The organism is Streptomyces sp. NPDC008163 (assembly GCF_042956885.1).
Classification (GTDB): domain Bacteria; phylum Actinomycetota; class Actinomycetes; order Streptomycetales; family Streptomycetaceae; genus Streptomyces; species Streptomyces drozdowiczii_A.
In genome coordinates, this window is the sequence record NZ_JBIBHG010000016.1 from 153,313 (window position 1) to 178,820 (window position 25,508).

The window sequence follows — 25,508 nt, forward strand, 5'->3', positions numbered from 1 at the left end:
AGGGTCCGCATCGCGGAGGCGATACGGACCCTCATTGGTTTAGACCTCTGACGCCCTACTGCTGAGGCGCTGGCGGCGGCTGCTGCTGCCATCCGGCGGGCGGTACGGGGCCTTGCAGCTCGGGGTGAGCGGGCCGGCCGGGCTGACCTGCCTGGTCGCCCTCGGGCTGGGGCTGTCCCTGTTGGTACGGCTGCTGGGCCTGCGCCGGCTGCTGCTGCCAGTTCTGCCCGGCGCCGGGGCCCGGCTGCGGGGGATAGGGCTGCTGCTGGCCGCCGTACGACTGCGGTTGCTGCGGCTGCGGATAGGGCTGACCGGGTTGCTGTGGCGCGTACGGCTGTCCGGGGTACTGGGGGTGGCCGGTGTGGCCGGGCTGCTGCGGCTGCTGGGGTGCGTACGGCTGCTGGCCCGGGTCTTGCTGTCCGGGGATCTGCTGGCCCGGGACCTGCTGGCCCGGCAGCGGCGGGGCGTACTGCGGCGGCGGGCCGCTGCCGTCCGATGTCCACAGTCCCTGCTGCTGCTGGGCGCGCGCGAAGTCCTCGGCGACCAGGGCGGAGAGGTTGAAGTACGCCTCCCGGGTCTTCGGCCGCATCATGTCGAGGTCGACCTCCGCACCGGCCGACAGGTGCTCGTCGAACGGCACGACGACCACCCCGCGGCAGCGCGTCCGGAAGTGCTGCACGATGTCGTCGACCTTGATCATCTTGCCGGTCTCGCGGACGCCGGAGATCACGGTGATGGAGCGCTGGACCAGCTCCGCGTACCCGTGCGCCGACAGCCAGTCCAGGGTCGTGGACGCACTGGAGGCGCCGTCGACCGAGGGCGTCGAGACGATGATCAGCTGATCGGCCAGGTCCAGTACGCCGCGCATCGCGCTGTACAGCAGGCCGGTGCCCGAGTCCGTGAGGATGACCGGGTACTGCTTGCCGAGCACGTCGATCGCGCGCCGGTAGTCCTCGTCGTTGAAGGCCGTGGAGACCGCGGGATCCACGTCGTTGGCGATGATCTCCAGACCGGAGGGCGCCTGCGAGGTGAACCGCCGGATGTCCATGTACGAGTTGAGGTGCGGGATCGCGTGCACCAGGTCGCGGATGGTCGCCCCGGTCTCGCGGCGCACCCGGCGCCCCAGCGTTCCGGCGTCCGGGTTGGCGTCGATGGCGAGGATCTTGTCCTGCCGCTCGCTGGCCAGGGTCGCCCCGAGCGCGGTGGTGGTCGTGGTCTTGCCCACGCCGCCCTTGAGGCTGATCACCGCGATCCGGTAGCAGGACAGCACCGGCGTACGGATGAGCTCCAGCTTGCGCTGCCTCTCCTGCTCCTCCTTCTTGCCGCCCAGCTTGAAGCGCGAGGCGCCCGAGGGGTTGCGGCTGCTCCGGGCCTTCTGCTTGCCCCGGATGAGGCGGTCGGAGGTGAGTTCCACGGCCGCCGTGTACCCGAGTGGGGCACCGTGCGCGGAACGCGGGTCGCGGGGGGCGGGGGTGGGCCAGGAGGTGCCGGCCCGGGGGTCGACGGGCTGCTGGGGCTGCGGCTGGACCTGTGCCGGGAGGTTCGGGCTGTTGGCTTCGGCCGTGGGGGCGGGGGTGCCGTTGGCCGGGGTGCCCTGAGCCGGGGGCTGGGCGCTCTGCGGGAAGCCGTAGCCGCTTTGGGGCTGGGGCTGCTGCTGTGCGGACCAAGGGGCCTGCTGCTGCGGGGCCTGCGGGGCCTGCGGGGCCTGCGGGGTCTGGGGCGCGGGCGGCTGCGGACGCTGCGCCGGGAGGTTGGCGGCCGGGAGGTTGGCGGCCGGGAGGGGCTGCTGGGGCTGGGGCTGGGGCTGCGGTTCCGGCTGCGGGGGCCGCGGTGCCTGCTGGGGGAAGCCGTAGCCTGACTGCGGGGTGGGGGGCTGGGCCTGTGCCTGGGGCTGGGCGGGCTCGGGCTGCGGAGCCTGCGCCTGCTGCGCGGCCGGCCGGAAGGCGGGCGGCAGCGGGGGGAGACCACCCTGCGCGGGAGCGGCCGGCGCCCAGGGGGACTGCGAGGCGTCCTGCGGAGCGCTGTCCGCCGGCACGTCACGGGGCGCCGCGTCCGGGACGGCGTCGCTCACCGGAGCCTTGTCGTCCGGCTCGGGGGAGTCCGGTTCGGGGGAGTCCGGCTCGGGGGAGTCCGGCTCGGCGAGGGCCTCGGGGGCCTCGTCGGAGGGCGCTGCGTCCGAGGGCGCGGCGTCGGACGGTTCCGAGTCGAACGGCTTCAGGCGGTACGGCTCCGAGGACGTGCCGCCCGACGCGAGGTCGGCGCCGTCGCCCTCCTCGTCGTCCCCGGCAGCCGGGGCTTCGCCGGTCTCGTCCGAGGGCTTCGGCGCCGTCGCCTCCTCCTCGGGCTCGAAGTCGAAGACCCTTCCCAGGACGTCGTCCCAGGACTCCTCCGGATCCGCGCCGGGCGTACCCGCCTCCGCGTCGTCCGAAACGGCACCGGCGGCCTCGGGCGCTTCGTCGTCGCCGTCGGCACCGGACGGCGCGTCGCCGCCCGCCGCCTCGGCGTCCTGCTCCGCCTGGCGCTCCCGCTCCGCGCGGTCCCGCTCCTCGATCTCCCGCTTCAGCGCGGAGGCCGAGAACCGCATGGTGGCGCCGCTGTCGAGGTCGCCGGTGTCCGGCGCACCGGTGTCCGAGGGCTCCGCCGGGGCGGGGGTCCAGTCGGGGTCGAAGCCGCGCTGCGCCGGGGGCGGCGGCAGCGGCACCGGGTCCCCGCTCGGCGGCGGGGGCGATACCGGCGGCGTACCGGCCCCGCCCAGGGAGTCGCCCGGTGCGTTCTGCGTGTACCAGGCGGGCGGGGTGTAGTCGATGGTGAACTCACCCGTCGTCTCGGCGGGCTCCGCGTCGGACGACTCGTCGACGGGCTTGTCCCAGCCCCCGCGCATCTCGTCCCGATCGCCGTTCACTTTGCCTCCTGGTGTGGTCGAGCACCCTTGTGCCGTGGTGGGTGGGGGCGTTCCCGTAACGCGAACCGCCCGGCTCTCCCCCTGGGACGCACATGGCCTGCCCACAGGTTCTCCGCCGCGTCCGGACCCAGCCTAATCGCCATGGGCCCCGCCACGGCAGGCCGTACGACGCCGCGAACGCTGTCCCGTACGTCACGTCCTGCACCCAAGTGGACCGAGTGCGACAGGGAGTGAAACCCAAAGCGGTCAAATGCGTACAACTACACCGCGCTTCGCGTCCGTCGTACTCAGGTGCGCACTTCGCGTTCCCTCGGGCGCAGCCGTCAGTCCACCCGGCGCGCGGCGCCCAGCAGCCCCGTCTCCGCGTCGGTCGCCCGGGTCGTCACCAGCCGGGTGTCCCGCCGCGTGCACCAGAGAGTGGCCCCGTCCGCCAGGGCAGGCAGCGCGCGCACCGCCTCGGCCGGCAATCCCAGCAGGCGCCCGGCCTCCTCCGCCTCGTCGGGCGACACCCGCTGCACGCCCACCAGCGACGCCTTCTCCAGCAGCCCGGACGCGGCCGGACCCAGATACGGCAACAGGGTCAGCACCGACTGCCACGGCCCTGGCACGCCCCGCCCGGGCGGCGGACGCATGCCGCAGTCCCGTACGACGACGACCGGGGAGGCCGCCGAGGGGCCCAGCGGCGGCACCCGGCCGATCTCGTGCAGCGCGACGTACCCGCTGTCCCCGGCGGCCCGGGCCAGGCTCGCCCAGGCGTGCGCCCGGCCCGTCTCCACCGCGATCCGCGCACCCGTCGCCGCCGCCCGCAGCGCGAGCACCCGCGCCGTCCACAGCCCGCCGATGAGCGTGATCTCGTACGGGGAGGGGCGGTTGAGGCCGAGCACGGCGGGGAAGCCCTCCTCGTCCTCACCGATCACCACTCCGTCGTCGCCCACCGGCAGTTCCAGCGAGGCCAGTTGCTCGGGCCCGATGGTGTACCGCCGCCGACGCGGACCGACCGGCCCGAACCCCAGCCGGCCCCGCACCCGCTCGCCCGCCGCCATCAGCGGACCCCGCCCAGCGGCAGTGTGGCGAGCACCCCGGGCAACTGCTCACGGTCCAGCCGTACGAGCGAGACCCGCACCCCGCGTGCCACCCGCTCCACTTCGCGTCGCGCGGCCCGGAGTTCCTCACCGGTGCGCGCGCTGACGCGCAGGTGTCCCGCCGCGGCGACCTCCTCCCGGTCGCCCCGCGCCAGCGTCAGGCTGAACGTCGTGGCCAGCGCCGGGGCCGAGGTGAGCAGCGCGACCAGCCGGGGCATCGGCGCATCGCCGGAGCGCGGCCACCGGCGCACCCAGTACACGGTGTGCCGGCGCCCGTCGCAGCTCCACGTCCGCGAGGTCTCCCGGGTGCGCCGGGCGGGCCGCCCGGCACCGTCGGCACGGGGCCCACCGGGCGCGTCCGCGCAGGCCGCCGTGGCGAGCGCGGTCCCGAGCTCCTGCTCCGTCAGCACCGTCGCACCGAACCCCGCCCCGGTCAGCCGGCCGGACAACTGCTCGGCCGCCCGCACCAGGCACCGCTGCGCCCCGGTCAGGCCTCCGCCACGGATGCGTACGGCCTCCGGGCAGAGCTCCGGGTCCAGCGTCAGGGTGACCCAGGTGAGCCGCACCGCCGGTGACCCCGTACGGGCCTGGAGGGGTGCGTAGTTGAGCGTGGCGACCGCATCGCCCGGGAGGTGCGGGGCCGGGGCCGGGCGCGTGTGCTGCACGATCCGCGCCGATTCCAGGCGGATGCCGTCGACGTCCATCACCTCCCGGACGAGCCCCGGCGGCAGCGGCCGTGCGGTCCGGTCCTTCCGCAGCACCGTGTCCTCCGCGTCCACCCGCACCACCACCGTGAGGTGCGTACCGTCGCCGACCATGCCCACCGGCCGCCCGTCCCGGTGCGTGAACGAACGGGTGCGCAGGGCCGGTACGCACTCGGCCAGCGGGGCCACCGGAGATCCGGCACCGGGGGCCGGCGTCCGCGAGGCGGCCCGCCGGTTCCGGACCCGGAACGCGATGACCGTGGCCAGCCAGGCCGGAAGGGAGCGGCGGCGCCTGCGCACCACGGCGAGGACCACGAGCAGCACGGCCGTCGGCCCGGCAGGCCCCAGGAGCACGGGCCCGACGACCCAGGCGCACAGCAGGACCGCCACCGCGACTTCGAACAGAACCAGCTGTTGCAATCGAAAAGTGCCGATCGGCCCGGCGCGCCGGTTCAGCCGCGCTCCGCCCTTGCTCGCCATCGTGCCCCGCCCTGTCCGTGCCCGTCCCGCCGAGCTCCCCCGCGGAAGCGCACAGCGTACCGGCATTCGATCAACCCCCAGGTTCGGAGGGCATAGTGATCGCCGACAGCGGAGGGCTCCGCCGAAGCGCGGACGGCGAGCGTCCGAAGGTGTGCGGCGCGGGCGGAGAGGAAAGGCGGGCCGGGCCATGGTGACCCGACGGGACGAGCTGAACGCGTACACATTTGCGAAGAGGAGAGCCCTGGGCGCCTTCCTCCAACCTTCACCGGCCGGCTCGGACGAGGGCGCCCCGCGCCCCCTGCGCGCCGTCCTCCCCGGCGTGCTCACCGGGGCCCTGCTCCTCGCCGGGTTCGGCGCGTACGGCATGTTCCGCCCGGTCGCGCCCAAGGGCTGGGACCGCCCCGGCGCCAAGGTCGTCGTGGGCCGGACGTCGACCACCCGCTATGTCGTGCTCACCACCGGCCGGGGCGCCCATCGCCGTACCCGGCTGCACCCCGTCCTGAACCTCGCGTCCGCCCGGCTGCTGCTCGACCCCGGCGACTACGGCGTCGTCCAGGTCGCCGACGACGTCCTCGACGCGGGCGGTCCCCCGCGCGGGCCGGTCATCGGCATCCCGTACGCCCCCGACCGGCTTCCCGGCGAGCGGGACGCGGGCACCGCCAAGCGGTGGGCCGTGTGCGTACGGCCGGGAGGCGGGGACGCCGGGGTGCAGAAGGCAGGCTTCGTCCTCGCCGCCCGCGACCACCGGCTGACGGAGGGCCCGAACCGGCTCACCGGCGGCCAGGTCCTCTACGTACAGGATCCGCACGGCACCCGGTACCTCGTGGACGCCCGGGGCACGAAGTACCGCGTGGACGAGCGCCCCGGCGATCTCGGGCACCTCACCGAAGCCCTGGTCGGCCGCGCCCGGCCGCAAGCCGTCTCCGGCGACTGGCTGGCCACCCTGCACACCGGCAGCCCTGTCGCCTTCCCCGTGGTGCCGGGCCGGATCGGTGCCCCCGCCCGCGTCGAAGGCCACCTCTCAGCCCAAGAGAACCGCGTCGGCGCGGTGCTGCGGACAAGGAACGGCGCGGGCGCCGCGTACCACGTGGTGCTCGACGGGAGGATCCAGACAGTCTCCGAGTTCACCGCCTGGCTGATCGTCAACTCCCCGCAGACCGCCGCCCTCGACCAGTCCGGCACCGCCTACCCGGCAGGGCTCCAGGACTTCGTGCCCGACCCGGCGCCCTTCGCGGGCCAGGCCGCGCGCTGGCCCGCTCGCAAGGCCGTCCGCGTCGACACCGCGCACCGGAGCACGGTCTGCTCCGTACTGCGCGCGACGGACGGCCGAGGCCGCACCACCCTGAGCACCTGGGCCGGGACCACCTACCCCGCCGCCGTCGGCGCGGGCGGCACCAGCACGTACGTCACCCCCGGCAGCGGGCTCCTCTACACCCAGGTCCGGGGCCGCCGGCCCAGGCCCGGCGGATCACTCTTCCTGGTGACGGACACCGGATTGCGGTACGCGGTTCAGGGGAACGGCGGCGGCGACCCCGAGCGCTCCACGCTCCCCGCCGACGGCGCCCCGCACGTTCAGGGGCGGGCCGACGAGGCGCAGACCAGGCTCGGCTACGAGGACGTGCGGCCCGCCCTCGTGCCGGCCGAGTGGTCGGAGTTCCTTCCCCGCGGACCACGGCTCGACACCTCCGGCGCGCGCCGCCCGCAGGGCTCCTGACATGGCGGCGATCCGGCGGGTGGCGGCCCTCGTCGCGCTGGCCACCCTCGCCGTGGCCCAGCCCGTGTGCGCGGCCACCGGACCGGAAGGCCGTGCGTGCCTCCTCCCGGCGAACCGGCCGTTCGAGGGCCGCCCCTGGTCCTTGCAGCGCGTGCTCCTGGACGAGCTGTGGCACGACACCCGGGGCGCGGGCGTCCGCGTCGCCGTCATCGACACCGGCGTGGACGACACCCACCCCCAGCTCGCGGGCGCGGTCGCCCCCGGTGTCGACACACTGGCGCCCGGCGGCGACGGCACCGGCGACACGGTGGGCCACGGCACCCTGGTCGCGGGCATCATCGCGGCCCGCCCCCGCCGGGGGACCGGCTTCGTCGGGCTCGCCCCCGCGGCGACCGTCGTCCCGGTCCGCCAGAACGACGCGCGCGACCACGGCACCGACGCGTCGCTGGCCGCCGCGATCCACTACGCCGTCGCCCGCGGCGCCCGGGTCATCAACATCTCGCAGGAGACGGTCCGCCCGCAGGCCCCCGGCTCGGCCCTGGGCCGCGCGGTGGCCGAGGCCGTCCGCCGGGACATCGTGGTCGTCGCCTCCGCCGGCAACGACGGCGCCGACTCCCGCCGTACCGCCACCTACCCGGCCGCGTTCGACGGGGTCCTCGCCGTCGCCGCGACCGACCGCGACAACGAACGCGCCCCCTTCTCCCGGCCCGGGAGCTTCGTGGACATCGCCGCGCCGGGCGTCGACATCGTCTCCACCGCCCCCGGCCGCGGCCACTGCGCGGACAGCGGCACCAGCTTCGCCGCGCCCTACGTGAGCGCGGTCGTCGCGCTGATGCGCGCCAAGTACCCGCACTGGACAGCCGGCCAGATCGCCGCCCGTATCGAACAGACCGCGGAACGCTCCGTCAACGGCCGTGACGACTTCGTCGGATGGGGTGTAGTCGACCCGGTCCGCGCACTGTCCGGCGACGACGCCCCGCAGGACGCCCCGCACCCCGACGAGCCGCCCGCCGCGGCCCGCGCACCCGACCCCGCGCCGCTGCCGGCGGCGGACACCCCGCAGCGCCGCGACCGCCGCTACGCCGCCTGGGCCATGGCCCTCACGGTCCTCCTGACCGGCGCGGTGGCGGGCGGGGCGGCCGTCGCGCGGGAGCTGCGCCGACGCCGTCCGGGGTGAGCGGGAGTGCTCCCGGAACCCGGTCTCGTCCACCTGCCAGGAGCCTTCGCGGCGGCCGGGAGCGGACCCCGGACTGGCTAGCCTGAGCGGCCTGAACGGCCCAGAGAGAGGACCTCGTATGACCAGCCCCACGGGTGGATTCGCGCTTGCCGACGATCCGGTCGTCCAGGCCAGGAACAAGATCGTCCACACCGCCGAGGCGGTGTCCCGGCAGGCCCGGGAGCTGGCCGACGTCCTCGCCACGGTGGGGGCCGGCTGGACCGGTGCCGGCGCCTCGGGCTTCACCTCCGCGCAGCTCGTCGTCAACGAGGACCACGACGAGATCCGCCGCCTCCTCGGCGTCCTGCTCAACGCCGTCGACGGCACCAGGAACCTGAGCAACGCCAACGACGAGGAGGTCCGCGCGGCCTTCAAGGCGGTACGGGAACCCGCTTCCGCCGGCGGTACTTCCGCCCTGAACGGCGTCTGAGCCCGGCGCCGTTCCCCCGACACGAGCAGAGGAGAAGCGGTGGCGCACGACCCGCACACCAAGGTCAGGTACGAGAGCGTCCAAGAGGTCGCCAACCGCATCCGCGCGGTCTCGCGGAACATCTGCCAGGACCTGGAGGAGATGGACGCCGCGCTCAAGGTCGTCACCGACACCTGGGACGGCCAGGCGCACGCCGAGTACGTGACGCTCCAGCACAAGTACCGCAACAAGGCCGACCACATGAGGGCCCGGCTCGAAGAGGTCGCGCGGCTCATCGAGACCGGCAAGGACCACTACCGGGCCACGGACCTCCGGTCCTCACGCCTGTTCACCGAGGCTTTCTGAGCCGGGCCCCCGGGCCCGGACGTACGAAGGGGCACGTTCACCCGAACGTGCCCCCCTGCCTGCCCGGCGACGACTACGGAAGGTCGAACTCGCCGTCCCTGGCGCCCAGTACGAACGCGGTCCACTCCGCCTCCGTGTACCTGAGCACCGTGTCCGGGTCCAGAGAGGACCGCATGGCCACCGCACCGCCGGGAAGGTGCGCGATCTCGACGCGCTCCTCCTCCTGCTCGGTCCCGGGGGCACACAGCCACTCCACCCCCGAGATGTCGAGTGCGTACAGCTCGTCCTTCTCCGCCTGCGTGCCCATCGTGAGGGCTCCTTTCGTACCTGGCTCTGCACGGCACCGTACAGGCAACACGGCGGCCGGGGATCCGCTCCGCCAAACCCCCGCGACTGCCCCGGCGCTCACCCCCGTTCCGGCAGCCAGCCGGTCTGCACGAGGCTCTTCCCACCGCGCCGGGTCGCCATGCACGCACGCCCCGGCGGCATCGGGCGAGCCCGCACCGAGCCGACCAGATCACCCTCCGCCGGATCGCCCGACAGCACCACGCCCTGGGCGCCCAACTCCTTGATCCGTTGCAGGAACGGCTCGTACATCGCACGCGAGGCCCCGGCACAGTTGCGCGCGACGACGAAACGCACCCCGGTGTCCCGCGCGAACGGCAGCCAGTCCGCGAGCGGGGCGAGCGGGCTGCCCGTACCCGTCGCGACGAGGTCGTAGTCGTCCACGACGACGAAGATCCGCGGACCCGTCCACCAACTGCGCTCCCGCAACTGCCGGGGCGTGACATCGGCCGGTGGCCGGCGCCGCGCGAACACCCCGGCCAGCGCCTCCATATGCGTCGCGAGCGCGTCCGGTGTCGGCGCGTACTCCAGCAGATGGCTCTCCGGCAGGGCGCCCAGCAGCCCCCGCCGGTAGTCCCCGACGACGAGCTTCGCCTCGTCGGGGGAGTAGCGGCGGGCGATCTGCCGGGCGAGCAGCCGCAGCAGCGCCGTCTTCCCCGATTCGCTCTCCCCGAACACCAGAAGGAAGGGATCGGCGTCGAAGTCCACGAACACCGGCTCCAGATCCGTCTCGGCGATACCGATCGCGACACCCCGCTGCGGGAACTCGTTCCCCTTGGGCAGCCGCTCGGCGGGAAGCACGGCGGGCAGCAGCCGTACGGGCGGGGCCGGCGGACCCGCCCAGTCGTCCCGGATCCGCCCCGCCAGTGCCGCCGCACGGTCCGGGAGACCGGCCGCGTCCTCCACCGGGCCGAGGCACGGCGACGCGGCCAGGAAGTGCAGCCCCTCCGCCACCTGCCCCCGGCCCGGCATACCCGCGGGCACCTGCGCGGCGACCCTGCGGTCGAACTCGGAGTCCGACACATCACCGAGCCGCAGTTCGAGCCGCCCGGTCAACTGGTCCTTCAGCGCGGCCCGCACCTCCAGATAGCGGGCGGCGGTGAGCACCACATGCACGCCGTAACCGAGCCCCCGGGCCGCGATGTCGGTGACGACCGGCTCCAGCTCCTCGTACTCCGTGCGGAAACCGCCCCAGCCGTCCACGACCAGGAAGACATCGCCCCATGCCTCACCGGACAGACCGCCCCGGGCCCGCTCCCGCCGGTACGCGGCCATGGACCCGATGCCCCGGGCCCGGAACATCTCCTCGCGGGCGCGCAGCACCCCGGCCACCTCCGCGACCGTACGCCGCACCCGCTCGGGATCCAGCCGCGAGGCGACCGAGCCCACGTGCGGCAGGCCCGACAACGAGTCGAGCGCACCGCCGCCGAAGTCGAGCCCGTAGAACTGGACTTCACGCGGGGTGTGCGTGAGCGCGAAGGACGTCACCAGCGTGCGCAGCAGCGTGGACTTCCCGGACTGAGGCCCGCCGACCACCAGCATGTGGCCCGCCGCCCCCGAGAAGTCCTGGAACAGCACCTCCCGCCGCTGCTCGAACGGCTTGTCCACGAGCCCCAGCGGAATGACCAGCCCACCGGGTCCGGCGTCCCCCGCAACGGTGAACCCTCGCTCCGGGTCCGTGCCCAGGCCCGGCAGCAGCGCGTCCAGCCCCGGCGACCGGTCCAGCGGCGGCAGCCACACCTGGTGAGCGGGCACGCCCCGCCCCTCAAGCCGCCGCACCACCACGTCGAGCACGGAATCCGCGACCGTTGCACCGCCGCGCGCCGGGGAAGCGGGGGCCGGAGCACAAGGCTCTTCCGCCGCGCTCACCGGCATCGCCGCAGCCACCGGCAGCGCGCTGAACAACGCCGCCGCACAGCCGCCCGGCCTCTCCCCGACAGCCCGCCCGGGCCCACCTGCCCGGTACGGCCCCGAGACGTACGCCGCTTTGAAGCGGGTGAGTTCCCGCGTACCGGTCTTCAGGAACCCCGAACCGGGCAGCGGCGGCAGGTCGTACGCGTCCGGCACACCCAGCGCGGCCCGCGACTCCTCGGCCGAGAACGTGCGCAGCCCGATCCGGTACGAGAGATAGGTCTCCAGGCCCCGCAGCCTGCCCTCCTCAAGGCGCTGGGACGCCAGCAGGAGATGCACGCCCAGCGAACGGCCGATGCGCCCGATCCGGATGAACGTGTCGATGAAGTCCGGTTTCGCGGCCAGCAGTTCGGAGAACTCGTCGATGACCAGCACCAGCGTGGCCAGCGGTTCCAGCGCGGCGCCCGCCGCCCGCGCCCGCTCGTAATCGTGGACGCCCGCGAAGTTGCCCGCAGCCCGCAGCAGTTCCTGACGCCGCTGGAGCTCGCCGCGCAGCGCGTCGCCCATCCGGTCGACCAGTGCCAGGTCGTCGGCAAGATTGGTGATGACGGCGGCCACGTGCGGCATCCCCGCCATCCCCGCGAACGTCGCCCCGCCCTTGAAGTCGGCCAGCACGAAGTTCAGCGTTTCGGAGGAATGGGTGACGGCAAGACCGAGCACCAGCGTCCGCAGCAGCTCGGACTTCCCCGAACCGGTCGCGCCCACACACAACCCGTGCGGCCCCATCCCGTCGAGCGCCGACTCCTTCAGATCGAGCACCACCGGGACACCGTCCTCACCCACCCCGATGGGCACCCGCAACCGCTCCGCGACCGGCCGGGGCCGCCAGGTCCGCTCCACCTCCACCGCACCCGCGTCACCCAGCTCCAGCAGGTCCGTGAAGTCCAGCGCGGCCGACAACGGCTCGTCCCCGTCCCGCCCACCGGCCCGTAACGGAGCGAGCCGCCGGGCCAGCGCCTCCGCCCCCGGCAGCGAAAGCCCGTCCGGCACACCCACCCCGCACTCCGCCTCCAGCACACCGGCACGCACCCGCACACACAGAGCACCGCGCGGCCCCTCCGCGTCACCCGGGGCCACCTCGACCAGCGTCACCCCCTCCACGCCCCCCGCCGCACCCAGCGCCGAACCAGGAGCCACCCCCGCCCCGTCCAGCACCACGACGACATGAGGCCGGTCCGGCAGCGGCGCCCCCTCCGGCACGAAACGTCCCCGCCCCTCCAGCAGCGCGCCGAGCAGGGGCTCCAGCCCTGCCGTATCCCGCGCGCACAGCCTCTTCGTACCGGCCCCGTCCACCTCACCGGGCACCTGGACATGCGGCAGCCACTTCACCCACTCCCAGCACGCCGCCCTGTCCCGCGCGGCCACCACCGCCACCACCAGGTCCCGCGGCGAGTGCAGCGTCACCAGCTGCGCCACCAACGCCCGCGCCGCCGCCCCGACCGGCTCCGCCGAACCGCTCAGCCGCACCCGGTACGCCTCCCGCAGCGGAACGCACAACGGCAGACCGTCCAGCGAGCCGTGCACCGCCACGAACCGCCGCACCGCGTCCGCGCACACCGGCTCCGGCTCACCCGCAGCGTGCTCCGGCACGGCCAACGGCGTCGCGAGCCGCTGCCTGCCGAGCCCGATCCGAACCACCCCGAAGTCCGCGTCGCCGGGCCGCCGCTCCCACACCCGGCTCCCCCCGGCGACCACCGACCACAGCTGACCGGGAGCGGGATGCGTGAACAACAGGCCCTCGCGCTGGGCCCGCGCCGTCCGCCGCACCGCACGGCGGGCCCGCGCCAGCCGAGCCAGGTAATCGCGCCGCACATCCGCCGCCCGCCCCTGCGTACCGCGCCGGAAACGCACCACCTGGGCCACCACCATCGCCAGCGTCGACACCAGCATCAGCACCCCCATGACCCGCATGAACGGCGGCGCCTGCGGCGAGAAGAAGAACACCACCGACGACGCCATGCCCAGCACCGGGAGAAGCTGCATCAGCACCCCCTCGCGCTGACCGCGCGGCAGCACCGGAGGCGGGTCCAACAACACCTCTTTCGTGGGAACTTCCGGCGGCAGCAGACGGGGCGGACGCTTCACGACGATCTGACTCACCGGTACATCGATCCTTGGGTGCGTACGTGTGTGGGACAGGGCGGGAAGGGGAACGCACGCCGACGCATGCGTACATGAGCGTGCGTACACCGAGGAACACCCCCGCCCCGAAGCGCCCGTGATCCTACGCACTGTCAGCCTTCGCCCCGATCCGCCCGATAGGGTGACCCGCCCATCGTGCGGACACCGCCGACCAGCGACGAACAGGGGCCCCCGACACGTGAGTCCGACCGCAACGACCGGCTTCCGCCGCGTCACCGTCGTCACGCCCGACAGCCGCATCGACGTCGCCCTGCCCGAGGACATCGCCGCCGCCGACATCTGGCCCGAGATCCTGCGCCTCACCGGACCGGCCGCACCCGACACCGCACCCCCCGGCCACCACCTCGTCCGGCTCGACGGAACGGTCCTGGACGGCGACCGCACCCTCGCCGCGCAACGCGTTCTCGACGGCGAGATCCTCACCCTGCGCCCCTTCGCCGCCTCGCTCCCCCCACCCGTCTTCGACGACGTCACCGACGCCATCGCCTCGGCCACCGGCCGCGACCGCCACCTGTGGAGCGACGACCTGCTGCGCGGCGCCGCCCCGGCCGCCGGCGCGCTGCTCCTCCTCCTCGCGGCTCTCGTCCTGTGGCGGGCCGACCCGATCCGCCACGACCTGCACGGACCGCCCGGAGCCGTCGCCGGCGCCGCCGGACTCCTGTCGGCCGCCGTCGCCGCCGTACGCGCCCGGGTCCACGCCGACCGCGTCACCGCCGCCGCGCTCGGCCTGGGCGCCCTGCCCCTCGTCCTCCTCGCCGGCTCCGGCCTCGTCGCCCCGGATCCGGGCGGGGGAGCGGGGAGGCTGCAGCTCCTGCTCGGCTGCGCCGCCGTCCTCGTCGTCTCGGCCGCCCTCACCGCGCTCGCCCCGTGCGCCGACGCCCCCTTCGCGGGCGCCGCCCTCCTCGCGGGTGCCGGTGCGCTGGCCGCCTTCGCCGCCATCCTCACCGAGGCGTCCGCCACCGCCACGGCCGCCGTCTGCGCCCCCGCCGCCCTCGGCCTCATCGCCTTCCTGCCCGGCCTCTCCGCCCGTTTCGCCCGCCTCCCGATCGGGTACGCCGCACCCCGGCCGACGGACCCCTTCGGCGAGGAGGACGACGCGCACGAGGACCCGGACGCCACCCCCGTCGACACCCGCCTCGTCGCGGACCGGGCCCGGCGCGGCCACGAACTGCTGCTCGGCCTCGCCGGGGGCTGCGCGGGCCTCGCCGCCTGCGCGGCCGCCGTACTCGGCGCCTCCGGCAACACCTGGGCCCGACTCCTCGCCCTCGCCACCGGGCTCGCGCTGCTGCTCCGCGCCCGCCTCTTCCGCTACACCGCCCAGGTCGCCTGCCTGCTGGTCGCGGGCATCGGCGCGCTCGCCGCCCCGGTCACCGGCCTCGCCCTCACCGCCCAGGGAGACGACCCGGCGCTGTATCCCCGTACGACCGCACTGTGCGCGGCGCTCGTCGCCGGCGCGCTCCTGCTGGCCGCCGCCGGGGCGACCGTCCCGCGCAACGGCCTCTCCCCGTTCTGGGGCCGATTCCTGGACCTGGCCGAGAGCGCGCTCCTGCTCTCCCTCGTCCCGCTCTGCCTCGCGGTCCTGGACCTCTACGCGCGCGCGAGGGCCCTCACCGGCTGACGACCGGCAGGGCCGGGTCCGGGCGGCTGGTAGTCTGGCTGTGGCCGTTTGTGTACGCGTTCCCGGTTCGCTCTGGGAACTGCGCTCATCGGACCCTCGCTCCCGAGTCACCAAAGCTCCCCTGAGAACCAGACCAGGGGCACTCGTGGGCGCATCGAACACCAAGAGGAGTACCGCGTGCCGCTCGACGCCGCTACGAAGAAGCAGATCATGACCGAGTTCGCGACGAAGGAGGGCGACACCGGTTCCCCCGAGGTCCAGGTCGCCATGCTCTCGCGCCGCATCTCGGACCTGACGGAGCACCTCAAGACGCACAAGCACGACCACCACTCCCGTCGTGGTCTGCTGATCCTGGTCGGCCAGCGTCGCCGCCTCCTGCAGTACCTGGCCAAGAAGGACATCCAGCGCTTCCGTGCGCTCGTCGACCGCCTCGGCATCCGCCGCGGTGCGGCCGGCGGCGCCAAGTAAGACCGCTGCGCAAGGGAGCGGTTCCCTCACTCAGGGAGCCGCTCCCTTTGCCGTACGTGCGGTACCGGGGGCAACCTCAGTAACCTGGACGTACAACAACAGACGAGGAGAGGCGCCGCACGGCCGCCGCCGGTCCTCGGTAGTGGCCCCCGGGACAACGCCCGGGAGCTTCGATCGAAGACCGGCCCCGCACAGACGGCGCGCTTCTCCGCTCCGTCCGGCGCCACACGGGCGCCCGGACGAAAGACGACGAGTATGGAGAATTCACTAGTGGAGAACGAGACCCACTACGCCGAAGCCGTCATCGACAACGGCACCTTCGGCACCCGCACCATCCGCTTCGAGACGGGCCGCCTGGCCAAGCAGGCCGCCGGCTCCGCCGTCGCGTACCTGGACGACGACACCATGGTGCTGTCGGCCACCACCGCTTCCAAGCGGCCCAAGGACAACCTCGACTTCTTCCCCCTCACGGTGGACGTCGAGGAGCGGCAGTACGCCGCGGGCAAGATCCCCGGCTCCTTCTTCCGCCGGGAGGGCCGCCCCTCCGAGGACGCGATCCTCACCTGCCGCCTGATCGACCGCCCGCTGCGCCCCTCCTTCAAGAAGGGCCTGCGCAACGAGATCCAGATCGTCGAGACGATCATGGCGCTCAACCCCGACCACCTGTACGACGTGGTCGCGATCAACGCCGCCTCCGCCTCCACGATCCTGGCGGGCCTGCCCTTCTCCGGCCCGATCGGCGCCACCCGCGTCGCCCTGATCAAGGGCCAGTGGGTCGCCTTCCCGACGCACACCGAGCTCGAGGACGCCGTCTTCGACATGGTCGTCGCCGGCCGCGTCCTGGAGGACGGCGACGTCGCGATCATGATGGTCGAGGCCGAGGCCACCGAGAAGACCATCCAGCTCGTCAAGGACGGCGCCGAGGCCCCGACCGAAGAGGTCGTCGCCGCCGGTCTGGAAGCCGCCAAGCCCTTCATCAAGGTGCTCTGCAAGGCCCAGTCCGACCTCGCCGCCAAGGCCGCCAAGCCCACCGGCGAGTTCCCGGTCTTCCTCGACTACCAGGACGACGTCCTGGAGGCCCTCACCAAGGCCGTCAGCACCGAGCTCGCCAAGGCGCTCACCATCGCCGGCAAGCAGGAGCGCGAGGCGGAGCTCGACCGCATCAAGGAGATCGCGGCCGAGAAGCTCCTCCCCGCGTTCGAGGGCCGCGAGAAGGAGATCTCCGGTGCCTACCGCGCGCTGACCAAGAAGCTGGTCCGCGAGCGCGTCATCAAGGACAAGGTCCGCATCGACGGCCGCGGCGTCACGGACATCCGTACGCTCGCCGCCGAGGTCGAGGCCATCCCGCGCGTGCACGGCTCCGCCCTGTTCGAGCGTGGCGAGACCCAGATCCTGGGCGTCACCACCCTCAACATGCTCCGCATGGAGCAGCAGCTGGACACCCTCTCCCCGGTGACCCGCAAGCGGTACATGCACAACTACAACTTCCCGCCGTACTCCGTCGGCGAGACCGGCCGCGTGGGTTCGCCCAAGCGCCGCGAGATCGGCCACGGCGCGCTCGCCGAGCGCGCCATCGTGCCGGTCCTCCCGTCCCGCGAGGAGTTCCCCTACGCGATCCGCCAGGTCTCCGAGGCCCTGGGCTCCAACGGTTCGACGTCCATGGGTTCGGTCTGCGCCTCCACCATGTCCCTGCTGAACGCCGGTGTGCCCCTCAAGGCCGCCGTCGCCGGCATCGCCATGGGCCTGATCTCCCAGGAGATCGACGGCAAGACCCACTACGTCGCCCTCACCGACATCCTCGGTGCCGAGGACGCGTACGGCGACATGGACTTCAAGGTCGCCGGTACGAAGCAGTTCGTCACCGCGCTCCAGCTCGACACCAAGCTCGACGGCATCCCCGCCTCGGTCCTGGCCGCCGCGCTGAAGCAGGCCCGCGACGCCCGCCTCCACATCCTCGACGTGATGAACGAGGCCATCGACGTCCCGGACGAGATGTCCCCGAACGCCCCGCGGATCATCACCGTCAAGATCCCGGTGGACAAGATCGGTGAGGTCATCGGCCCCAAGGGCAAGATGATCAACCAGATCCAGGAGGACACCGGCGCCGACATCACGATCGAGGACGACGGCACCATCTACATCGGTGCCCAGCAGGGCTCGCAGGCCGAGGCCGCCCGCGCCACGATCAACGCGATCGCCAACCCGACCATGCCGGAGGTCGGCGAGCGCTACCTGGGTACGGTCGTCAAGACCACCACCTTCGGTGCGTTCGTCTCCCTCATGCCGGGCAAGGACGGCCTGCTGCACATCTCGCAGATCCGCAAGCTGGCCGGCGGCAAGCGCGTGGAGAACGTCGAGGACGTTCTCGGCGTCGGCGCCAAGGTCCAGGTCGAGATCGCCGAGATCGACTCCCGCGGCAAGCTCTCCCTCATCCCCGTCATCGAGGGTGAAGAGGACGAGAAGAAGGACGACACCGACAAGTGACGTCCCGTAGTTCCGCGACGACGGCCCGCCCCTCCTCGGAGGGGCGGGCCGTCGCCCGTACCCAAACGCTTCTCAAGGGCAGCAACGGCATCGGCACGGTCCGCCGTACGGTCCTCCCCGGCGGCCTCCGCGTCGTCACCGAGACTCTGCCCTCCGTACGCTCCGCCACCTTCGGTATCTGGGCGAACGTCGGCTCGCGCGACGAGACGCCCGCCCTGAACGGCGCGACGCACTACCTCGAACACCTCCTCTTCAAGGGCACCGCCAAGCGCAGCGCCCTCGACATCTCCTCCGCCATCGACGCGGTCGGCGGCGAGATGAACGCCTTCACGGCGAAGGAGTACACCTGCTACTACGCGCGGGTCCTCGACACGGACCTGCCGCTCGCCATCGACGTCGTCTGCGACATGCTGACCGGCTCGCTGATCGCCCCCGAGGACGTCGACGCCGAGCGCGGTGTCATCCTCGAAGAGATCGCGATGACGGAAGACGACCCGGGCGACTGCGTGCACGACCTGTTCGCGCACACCATGCTCGGCGACACCCCGCTCGGCCGCCCCGTCCTCGGCACCGTCGACACGATCAACGCCCTGAACCGCGGCCAGATCGCCCGCTTCTACAAGAAGCACTACGACCCGACCCGCCTCGTCGTCGCCGCCGCGGGCAACATCGACCACGCCACCGTCGTACGCCAGGTCCGCAAGGCGTTCGACAGGGCCGGCGCCCTCTCCCGTACGGACGCGGTCCCCACCGCGCCCCGCGAGGGCTCCCGCACCCTGCGCACCGCCGGCCGGGTCGAGGTCCTGGGCCGCAAGACCGAACAGGCCCATGTGGTCCTCGGCATGCCCGGCCTGGCCCGCACCGACGAACGCCGCTGGGCCCTCGGCGTCCTCAGCACCGCCCTCGGCGGCGGCATGAGCTCCCGCCTCTTCCAGGAGGTACGGGAGAAGCGCGGCCTCGCCTACAGCGTCTACTCGTACACCTCGGGCTTCGCGGACTGCGGCCTGTTCGGCGTGTACGCGGGCTGCCGCCCGAGCCAGGTGCACGACGTCCTCAAGATCTGCCGCGACGAGCTCGACCGGGTCGCGTCGGACGGGCTGAGCGACGAGGAGATCAGCCGCGCCATCGGCCAGCTCTCCGGCTCCACCGTCCTCGGCCTGGAGGACACCGGCGCACTGATGAACCGCCTCGGCAAGAGCGAGCTGTGCTGGGGCGAGCAGATGTCGGTGGACGAGATGCTGACCCGTATCGGCGAGGTGACCCCGGACGACATCCGCTCCGTCGCGGGCGAGATCCTCGGACACCGCCCCTCGCTGTCCGTCATCGGACCGCTCAAGGACAAGCAGGCCGCCCGTCTCCACGAAGCGGTCGCCTAAAACTCCCAAGGAAGCAGGGCAATGAGCAAGCTGCGCGTGGCCGTTCTCGGCGCCAGGGGCCGTATCGGCTCCGAAGCGGTACGAGCCGTCGAGGCCGCCGACGACCTGGAGCTGGTGGCCGCACTCGGCCGGGGCGACAAGCTGGAGACCCTCGCCGAGACCGGCGCTCAGGTCGCCGTCGAGCTGACCAATCCCGACTCGGTCATGGCGAACCTCGAGTACTGCGTCGGCCACGGCATCCACGCGGTGGTCGGCACCACCGGGTGGACCGACGAACGGCTCGCACAGCTCAACGGCTGGCTCTCCGCCTCCCCGGAGACCGGTGTGCTCATCGCACCGAACTTCTCCATCGGCGCGGTCCTCACCATGAAGTTCGCCCAGCAGGCGGCCCGCTACTTCGAGTCCGTCGAGGTCATCGAGCTCCACCACCCCAACAAGGCCGACGCCCCCTCGGGCACCGCCGCCCGCACCGCCCAGCTCATCGCCGCCGCCCGCCGCGAGGCGGACTGCGCCCCGCAGCCGGACGCCACCAGCACCGCACTGGACGGGGCACGCGGCGCCGACGTCGACGGCACCCCGGTCCACTCGGTCCGCCTGCGCGGCCTCCTGGCCCACCAGGAGGTGCTGCTCGGCGGCGAGGGCGAGACCCTCACCATCCGGCACGACTCCCTGCACCACAGCAGCTTCATGCCCGGCATCCTGCTCGGCGCCCGCCGCGTGGTGACCACTCCCGGCCTCACGTTCGGCCTGGAACACTTCCTCGACCTGAACTGACTGGCCCCGCCATGCGCGCAAAGATCACCTACGTCGTCACCGCTGCCGTCCTGGTCTTCTACTTCGTCCTGGTCGGCAGCCGTGGCGTCCTGCTCATCAAGCACGGCACCCTCATCACGGTGACCTTCGGGATCGCCGTGCTGGTCCTGCCGGCGATCGGCGTGTGGTTCCTGTGGAAGAACACCCAGTTCGTCCGCAGGGCCAACGCCCTGGCCGCCGAACTGGACGCGGAGGGCGGCCTCCCCGTGGACGAACTGCTGCGCACACCCAGCGGCCGCATCGACCGCGCCTCCGCCGACGCGGTGTTCGAACGCCGCCGCGAGGAGACGGAGGACACCCCGGACGACTGGCGCTGCTGGTTCCGCCTGGCAGTCGCCTACCAGGACGCCCGCGACACCCCCCGAGCCCGCAAGGCGATGCAACGAGCAATCGCGCTGCACCGCGCGGGCGTCGCTTCCAGCCCGTCCGGCGTTTGAGGACATAAAAGAAGCCGTCCGGTGACTGAGGACACCTCAGTCACCGGACGGCGAACGCCACGAAGCCGCTACCGCGGCCGATACTCGTCCCCCCACGCCTCAATCGTGTCCGCGGCCCGATCGAACGCCTCCCCCCGCGCGAGAAAATCCGCGTTGGAGTCCGTGAGCAGCGGCGGCACCGCGTCCCCGCCCTTACGGACGACGATCAGCGCCTGCCCCTGCACGGTGCGGGGGAATCCGAGCCACTTCACGGGCTGCTGCACCGTACGTACGGCAGTGGCCCGGCTCCACGGAACGGTCGTCGTACGGAAGAAGCCCACCCGGCGCACACCGTGCCGGCTCACCCAGGCGCCGATGCGCAGCATCCGGAGGGCGCACAGGATGAGCGCGAGGGCGAGCGCGAGACACGCCCCCGCCCCGGGCAGCGCTCCGGCGAACGCGATGATCATCCCCGCGAAGAGGATGAACGAGGCGAGCAGCAGCAGACCGGCCGCAGCGGCGACCCGCCACGGACCGGGACGGTAGGGCCGCCGCCAGCTGTCGTGGTCGTCGAACGGCAGCGCGACGTCCTCCGCGTTCGCGTCAAACGCGCGGTCGGCCGTCAGAAAGGGCAGGGGCACGACTGATCCTCACTCACAAGCACGCTCGATTGCTGTGCCCGGTGAGGCTACCGAGGAGATGCCCGGACCGACCACCCCAGGGGGGCCGTCCGGGTCAGCGCCCGTGCGCGGCTTCGGTCTGCTGCGTGTGCCCCGGGGCCTGCTCGGGCCCCAGCGCCGGCAGGCCGAGGAGCAGCGAGCCCGCGATCCCGCCGATGACGACGAGGCCGATCAGGGCGCGCCCCATCCGCTCGGAGACCGTACTGCGGGGGCGGGGAGGCGGGGTGACGTTACTGCGGAACCGGTCGGCCTCGGCTACGAACGAGAACGGGACGGATTCACGCCGGCGGAACATGGGGTGGCTCTCCTTGGAGTTTCTTTCGGGTGGTGCTACCGAGTCAGACGCTCGACTACCCGATTCGGTGCCCCGAATCGCCCGATGAAACAAGAAAAAACCGGAAAGACGTTCCCCACCCACGCCGCCGTCAAACGCCAGGACCCCAGGTCGTAGAGTGGTCGCCGCCCGAGCGACGCCATTGGAAGGACCCTGCCGGTGACCGACGACACCCCCGAGCCCACGAAGGCCCATTTCCGCAGCGACGTCACCGTCGACCTGGTGAAGTCCGCCGCGGGAGACGCCGACGTGCTGTTCGCCGCCCGTGTCTCCACGGCCGGTGAGCAGTCCCTGGAGGAGATCGCCAAGGACCCCGAGCGCTCGAAGGGCCTCATCAACTACCTGATGCGGGACCGGCACGGCAGCCCGTTCGAGCACAACTCGATGACCTTCTTCATCAGCGCCCCGATCTTCGTGTTCCGCGAGTTCATGCGGCACCGCGTCGGGTGGTCGTACAACGAGGAATCGGGCCGCTACAGGGAGCTGCAGCCGGTCTTCTACGTCCCCGACACGTCCCGCAAGCTCATCCAGCAGGGCCGCCCGGGCAAGTACGAGTTCGTCGAGGGCACCCCGGAGCAGCACGCGCTCACCACCCGTGCCATGGAGGACTCCTACCGGCAGGCGTACGAGGCGTACCAGGAGATGCTGGCGGCGGGCGTGGCCCGTGAGGTGGCCCGCGCGGTGCTCCCGGTCGGCCTGTTCTCCACGATGTACGCCACGTGCAACGCGCGCTCCCTGATGCACTTCCTGGGCCTGCGTACCCAGCACGAGCTGGCCAAGGTGCCCTCGTTCCCGCAGCGGGAGATCGAGATGGTGGGCGAGCAGATGGAGGCCCACTGGGCGCGCCTCATGCCGCTCACCCATGCAGCCTTCAACAAAAACGGACGCGTCGCCCCATAGGGCGGTGTCCGTATTGCGGCGTTTCGAGAAGTTCATCTAGGCTGATCAAACGGACCCGGCACTGCTTGAACCCCCGAGCAGGCAGTGCCGGGCTCCTCTTGCTTGTCCCCCCGAGGGGGCACCGTGCGTCGAGCAGCGAGTAGCGTGTTACCCATGGCTCCGATCTCCACTCCGCAGACCCCCTTCGGGCGGGTCCTCACCGCTATGGTCACGCCGTTCACGGCGGACGGCGCTCTCGACATCGAGGGCGCGCAGCGGCTCGCCACCCACCTGGTGGACGCAGGCAACGACGGCCTGATCATCAACGGCACCACCGGCGAGTCCCCGACCACCAGCGACGCGGAGAAAGACCAGCTCGTCAGGGCCGTCCTCGAAGCGGTGGGGGACCGGGCGCACGTCGTCGCCGGTATCGGGACCAACGACACCCGGCACAGCATCGAGCTCGCCCGCACCGCCGAGCGCAGCGGCGTCCACGGTCTCCTCGCCGTGACCCCGTACTACAACAAGCCGCCGCAGGAGGGCCTGCTGCGACACTTCACCGCCATCGCGGACGCCACCGGCCTGCCGGTGATGCTCTACGACATCCCGGGCCGCAGCGGTGTGCCGATCGACACGGAGACGCTCGTACGGCTCTCCGAGCACCCCCGGATCGTCGCCAACAAGGACGCCAAGGGCGACCTGGGCCGCGCGAGCTGGGCCATCGCCCGCTCGGGTCTCGCCTGGTACTCGGGCGACGACATGCTGAACCTCCCCCTGCTGTCGGTCGGCGCGGTCGGCGTGGTCTCCGTCGTCGGCCATGTCGTCACCCCGGACCTGCGGGCGCTCATCGAGGCCCACCTCGGCGGGGACGTACAGAAGGCCACCGAGATCCACCAGAAGCTGCTGCCCGTCTTCACCGGCATGTTCCGCACCCAGGGTGTGATCACCACCAAGGCCGCGCTGACACTGCAGGGCCTCCCCGCGGGCCCGCTCCGGCTGCCCCTGGTCGAGCTGACCGCGCAGGAGACGGCCCAGCTCAAGATCGATCTCGCCGCCGGCGGGGTAGAGCTCTGACAACGGACTTCACAACTGAATACGCGATACACAGCTGAACACGTGGGGAAACCCGCAGCACAGCACCACCCAAGACAACAGCAAGTGCACGAATGACATGCGCGCCACGTGCCCAAGCGGTACGTGGCGCGCGTGGTAAGGAGAGTCTTTTGAGTCATCCGCATCCTGAACTCGGCACCCCGCCGAAGCTGGCGAAGGGCGCCCTCCGGGTCACCCCGCTCGGCGGCCTCGGCGAGATCGGCCGGAACATGACGGTCTTCGAGTACGGCGGCCGCCTGCTCATCGTCGACTGCGGCGTCCTCTTCCCCGAGGAGGAGCAGCCCGGCATCGACCTGATCCTGCCGGACTTCACGACGATCCGGGACCGCCTGGACGACGTCGAGGGCATCGTCCTCACGCACGGCCACGAGGACCACATCGGCGGTGTCCCGTACCTGCTGCGCCTGAAGCCGGACATCCCGCTCATCGGCTCCAAGCTGACCCTCGCGCTGATCGAGGCGAAGCTCCAGGAGCACCGCATCCGGCCGTACACCCTGGAGGTGGCGGAGGGGCAGCGCGAGCGCATCGGCGTCTTCGACTGCGAGTTCATCGCGGTCAACCACTCCATCCCGGACGCCCTCGCGGTCGCCATCCGCACCCCTGCGGGCATGGCCGTGGCTACCGGCGACTTCAAGATGGACCAGCTCCCGCTGGACGGCCGCCTCACCGACCTGCACGCCTTCGCCCGACTGAGCGAGGAGGGCATCGACCTTCTGCTCTCCGACTCCACGAACGCGGAGGTCCCAGGCTTCGTACCGCCCGAGCGGGACATCCAGAACGTCCTGCGCAACGTCTTCGCCAATGCGCAGAAGCGCATCATCGTGGCGAGCTTCGCCAGCCATGTGCACCGCATCCAGCAGATTCTGGACACCGCACACGAGTACGGACGCCGGGTCGCCTTCGTCGGCCGTTCGATGGTCCGCAACATGGGCATCGCCCGTGACCTGGGCTATCTGAAGGTCCCGGCCGGGCTCGTCGTGGACGTCAAGACCCTGGACGACCTGCCGGACGACGAGGTCGTGCTCGTCTGCACCGGTTCGCAGGGCGAGCCGATGGCGGCCCTCTCCCGGATGGCCAACCGCGACCACCAGATCCGCATCGTCCAGGGCGACACGGTCATCCTGGCCTCTTCCCTGATCCCGGGGAACGAGAACGCGGTGTACCGCGTGATCAACGGCCTCTCGCGCTGGGGCGCCAACGTGGTCCACAAGGGCAACGCCAAGGTCCACGTCTCGGGCCACGCCTCGGCCGGCGAGCTGCTGTACTTCTACAACATCTGCCGCCCGAAGAACCTGATGCCGGTCCACGGTGAATGGCGCCACCTGCGTGCCAATGCCGAGCTGGGCGCCCTGACCGGCGTGCCGAAGGACCACATCGTCATCGCCGAGGACGGTGTGGTCGTGGACCTCATCGACGGCAAGGCGAAGATCGTCGGCAAGGTCCAGGCCGGTTACGTGTACGTCGACGGCCTCTCCGTCGGCGATGTCACGGAGACCTCGCTCAAGGACCGCCGCATCCTCGGAGACGAGGGCATCATCTCGGTGTTCCTGGTGGTCGACAGCACCTCGGGCAAGATCGTGGGCGGGCCGCACATCCAGGCTCGCGGCTCCGGTATCGACGACGCCGCGTTCACCGCGGTCGTTCCCAAGATCGAGGAGGCGCTCAACAAGTCGGCCCAGGACGGTGTGCTGGAGCCCCACCAGCTCCAGCAGTTGATCCGCCGCACGGTGGGCAAGTGGGTCTCGGACACCTACCGCCGGCGCCCGATGATCCTCCCCGTCGTCGTCGAGGTCTGACCCTCCGACAGGCGCGAACTCCGGAGCGGAGCCCCCGATTTGCATCGGGGCGCTCCGCTCCAGTACGTTTACGTCTCCACCTCACCGGGAAGCAGCGAACGCACTCGTGCGCCCCGAAGTTTCCGAGGGGGGTGGAAATTCCGACTCAGAACTTCTGATAAAGTCGGAGCCGCCGGAAAGGGAAACGCGAAAGCGAAGAACTGGAAAGCGAAAATCGCTTGACCCGCTTCGACCGGGAATCGGACACGAAAGAGTCTGAT

20 protein-coding genes are annotated in these 25,508 nt (G+C 72.2%); 13 read left to right on the forward strand and 7 right to left on the reverse strand.

Features of this window, described 5'->3' with window-relative positions; all coding sequences use genetic code 11:
* Positions 1–55: 55 nt before the first annotated feature.
* The 3 genes from ACFZAT_RS30050 to eccE all read right to left on the reverse strand — a co-directional run bounded on the left by ACFZAT_RS30050 (position 56) and on the right by eccE (position 5,108).
* Positions 56–2,902, reverse strand: coding sequence for an SCO5717 family growth-regulating ATPase (locus tag ACFZAT_RS30050; RefSeq protein WP_391268652.1), 2,847 nt, complete (start codon positions 2,900–2,902; stop codon positions 56–58).
* A 323-nt stretch (positions 2,903–3,225) separates the two neighbouring features.
* Complete coding sequence (locus tag ACFZAT_RS30055) at positions 3,226–3,945, reverse strand: hypothetical protein (protein ID WP_391268653.1); 720 nt, start codon at positions 3,943–3,945, stop codon at positions 3,226–3,228.
* A complete protein-coding gene (gene eccE / locus ACFZAT_RS30060; RefSeq protein WP_391268654.1) occupies positions 3,945–5,108 on the reverse strand; it encodes a type VII secretion protein EccE in 1,164 nt (387 codons plus the stop codon). The genes ACFZAT_RS30055 and eccE overlap by 1 nt, the downstream gene beginning before the upstream one ends.
* 247 nt (positions 5,109–5,355) lie before the next feature.
* Between eccE and eccB the strand changes: the two genes are divergently transcribed.
* The 4 genes from eccB to ACFZAT_RS30080 all read left to right on the forward strand — a co-directional run bounded on the left by eccB (position 5,356) and on the right by ACFZAT_RS30080 (position 8,873).
* Positions 5,356–6,882, forward strand: a complete 1,527-nt coding sequence (eccB, locus tag ACFZAT_RS30065) for a type VII secretion protein EccB (protein WP_391268655.1) — start codon at positions 5,356–5,358, stop codon at positions 6,880–6,882.
* A 1-nt stretch (position 6,883) separates the two neighbouring features.
* Positions 6,884–8,059: a type VII secretion-associated serine protease mycosin gene (gene mycP / locus ACFZAT_RS30070; protein ID WP_391268656.1), complete on the forward strand. Its 1,176-nt coding sequence runs from the start codon at positions 6,884–6,886 to the stop codon at positions 8,057–8,059.
* 118 nt (positions 8,060–8,177) lie between these two features.
* Positions 8,178–8,528, forward strand: coding sequence for a hypothetical protein (locus ACFZAT_RS30075; protein ID WP_391268657.1), 351 nt, complete (start codon positions 8,178–8,180; stop codon positions 8,526–8,528).
* Positions 8,529–8,567: 39 nt separating this feature from the next.
* Positions 8,568–8,873 carry a WXG100 family type VII secretion target gene (locus ACFZAT_RS30080; RefSeq protein ID WP_391268658.1) on the forward strand — a complete coding sequence of 102 codons (306 nt, stop codon included), beginning with the start codon at positions 8,568–8,570 and terminating at the stop codon, positions 8,871–8,873.
* A gap of 73 nt (positions 8,874–8,946) precedes the next feature.
* Here ACFZAT_RS30080 and ACFZAT_RS30085 read toward each other — a convergent pair whose 3' ends face one another.
* Both ACFZAT_RS30085 and eccCa read right to left on the reverse strand, forming a co-directional pair.
* Entirely contained in the window at positions 8,947–9,180 is a 234-nt protein-coding gene (locus ACFZAT_RS30085; RefSeq protein WP_073963635.1) for a DUF397 domain-containing protein, read from the reverse strand.
* A 98-nt stretch (positions 9,181–9,278) separates the two neighbouring features.
* On the reverse strand, positions 9,279–13,229 hold the full coding sequence (gene eccCa, locus ACFZAT_RS30090; RefSeq protein ID WP_391268659.1) for a type VII secretion protein EccCa: 3,951 nt from the start codon (positions 13,227–13,229) through the stop codon (positions 9,279–9,281).
* 220 nt (positions 13,230–13,449) lie between these two features.
* On the opposite strand from eccCa, the gene eccD reads away from it, so the two are divergent.
* From eccD to ACFZAT_RS30120, 6 genes are all read left to right on the forward strand, one after another.
* On the forward strand, positions 13,450–14,889 hold the full coding sequence (gene eccD, locus ACFZAT_RS30095) for a type VII secretion integral membrane protein EccD (RefSeq protein WP_391268660.1): 1,440 nt from the start codon (positions 13,450–13,452) through the stop codon (positions 14,887–14,889).
* Positions 14,890–15,066: 177 nt separating this feature from the next.
* Complete coding sequence (rpsO, locus tag ACFZAT_RS30100; RefSeq protein WP_018102307.1) at positions 15,067–15,357, forward strand: 30S ribosomal protein S15; 291 nt, start codon at positions 15,067–15,069, stop codon at positions 15,355–15,357.
* A gap of 270 nt (positions 15,358–15,627) precedes the next feature.
* Complete coding sequence (locus ACFZAT_RS30105; protein WP_391268676.1) at positions 15,628–17,841, forward strand: polyribonucleotide nucleotidyltransferase; 2,214 nt, start codon at positions 15,628–15,630, stop codon at positions 17,839–17,841.
* Positions 17,838–19,217 (forward strand): insulinase family protein, encoded by a 1,380-nt coding sequence (locus ACFZAT_RS30110; protein ID WP_391268661.1) that lies wholly within the window; start codon positions 17,838–17,840, stop codon positions 19,215–19,217. The genes ACFZAT_RS30105 and ACFZAT_RS30110 overlap by 4 nt, the downstream gene beginning before the upstream one ends.
* Positions 19,218–19,238: 21 nt before the next feature.
* On the forward strand, positions 19,239–19,991 hold the full coding sequence (gene dapB / locus ACFZAT_RS30115) for a 4-hydroxy-tetrahydrodipicolinate reductase (protein WP_391268662.1): 753 nt from the start codon (positions 19,239–19,241) through the stop codon (positions 19,989–19,991).
* A gap of 11 nt (positions 19,992–20,002) precedes the next feature.
* On the forward strand, positions 20,003–20,467 hold the full coding sequence (locus ACFZAT_RS30120; RefSeq protein ID WP_391268663.1) for a hypothetical protein: 465 nt from the start codon (positions 20,003–20,005) through the stop codon (positions 20,465–20,467).
* A gap of 68 nt (positions 20,468–20,535) precedes the next feature.
* On the opposite strand, the gene ACFZAT_RS30125 is transcribed toward ACFZAT_RS30120, so the two are convergent.
* Both ACFZAT_RS30125 and ACFZAT_RS30130 read right to left on the reverse strand, forming a co-directional pair.
* On the reverse strand, positions 20,536–21,087 hold the full coding sequence (locus tag ACFZAT_RS30125) for a hypothetical protein (protein WP_391268664.1): 552 nt from the start codon (positions 21,085–21,087) through the stop codon (positions 20,536–20,538).
* 94 nt (positions 21,088–21,181) lie between these two features.
* On the reverse strand, positions 21,182–21,421 hold the full coding sequence (locus ACFZAT_RS30130; protein ID WP_391268665.1) for a hypothetical protein: 240 nt from the start codon (positions 21,419–21,421) through the stop codon (positions 21,182–21,184).
* Between the two features lie 198 nt (positions 21,422–21,619).
* Between ACFZAT_RS30130 and thyX the strand changes: the two genes are divergently transcribed.
* From thyX to ACFZAT_RS30145, 3 genes are all read left to right on the forward strand, one after another.
* Positions 21,620–22,360 carry an FAD-dependent thymidylate synthase gene (gene thyX / locus ACFZAT_RS30135; protein WP_073963626.1) on the forward strand — a complete coding sequence of 247 codons (741 nt, stop codon included), beginning with the start codon at positions 21,620–21,622 and terminating at the stop codon, positions 22,358–22,360.
* Between the two features lie 153 nt (positions 22,361–22,513).
* Positions 22,514–23,413, forward strand: a complete 900-nt coding sequence (gene dapA / locus ACFZAT_RS30140) for a 4-hydroxy-tetrahydrodipicolinate synthase (protein WP_391268666.1) — start codon at positions 22,514–22,516, stop codon at positions 23,411–23,413.
* Between the two features lie 149 nt (positions 23,414–23,562).
* The gene (locus ACFZAT_RS30145; protein WP_391268667.1) at positions 23,563–25,248 is read left to right on the forward strand and encodes an RNase J family beta-CASP ribonuclease; all 1,686 of its coding nucleotides are present in this window, start codon (positions 23,563–23,565) and stop codon (positions 25,246–25,248) included.
* The last annotated feature ends 260 nt before the right edge of the window (positions 25,249–25,508 follow it).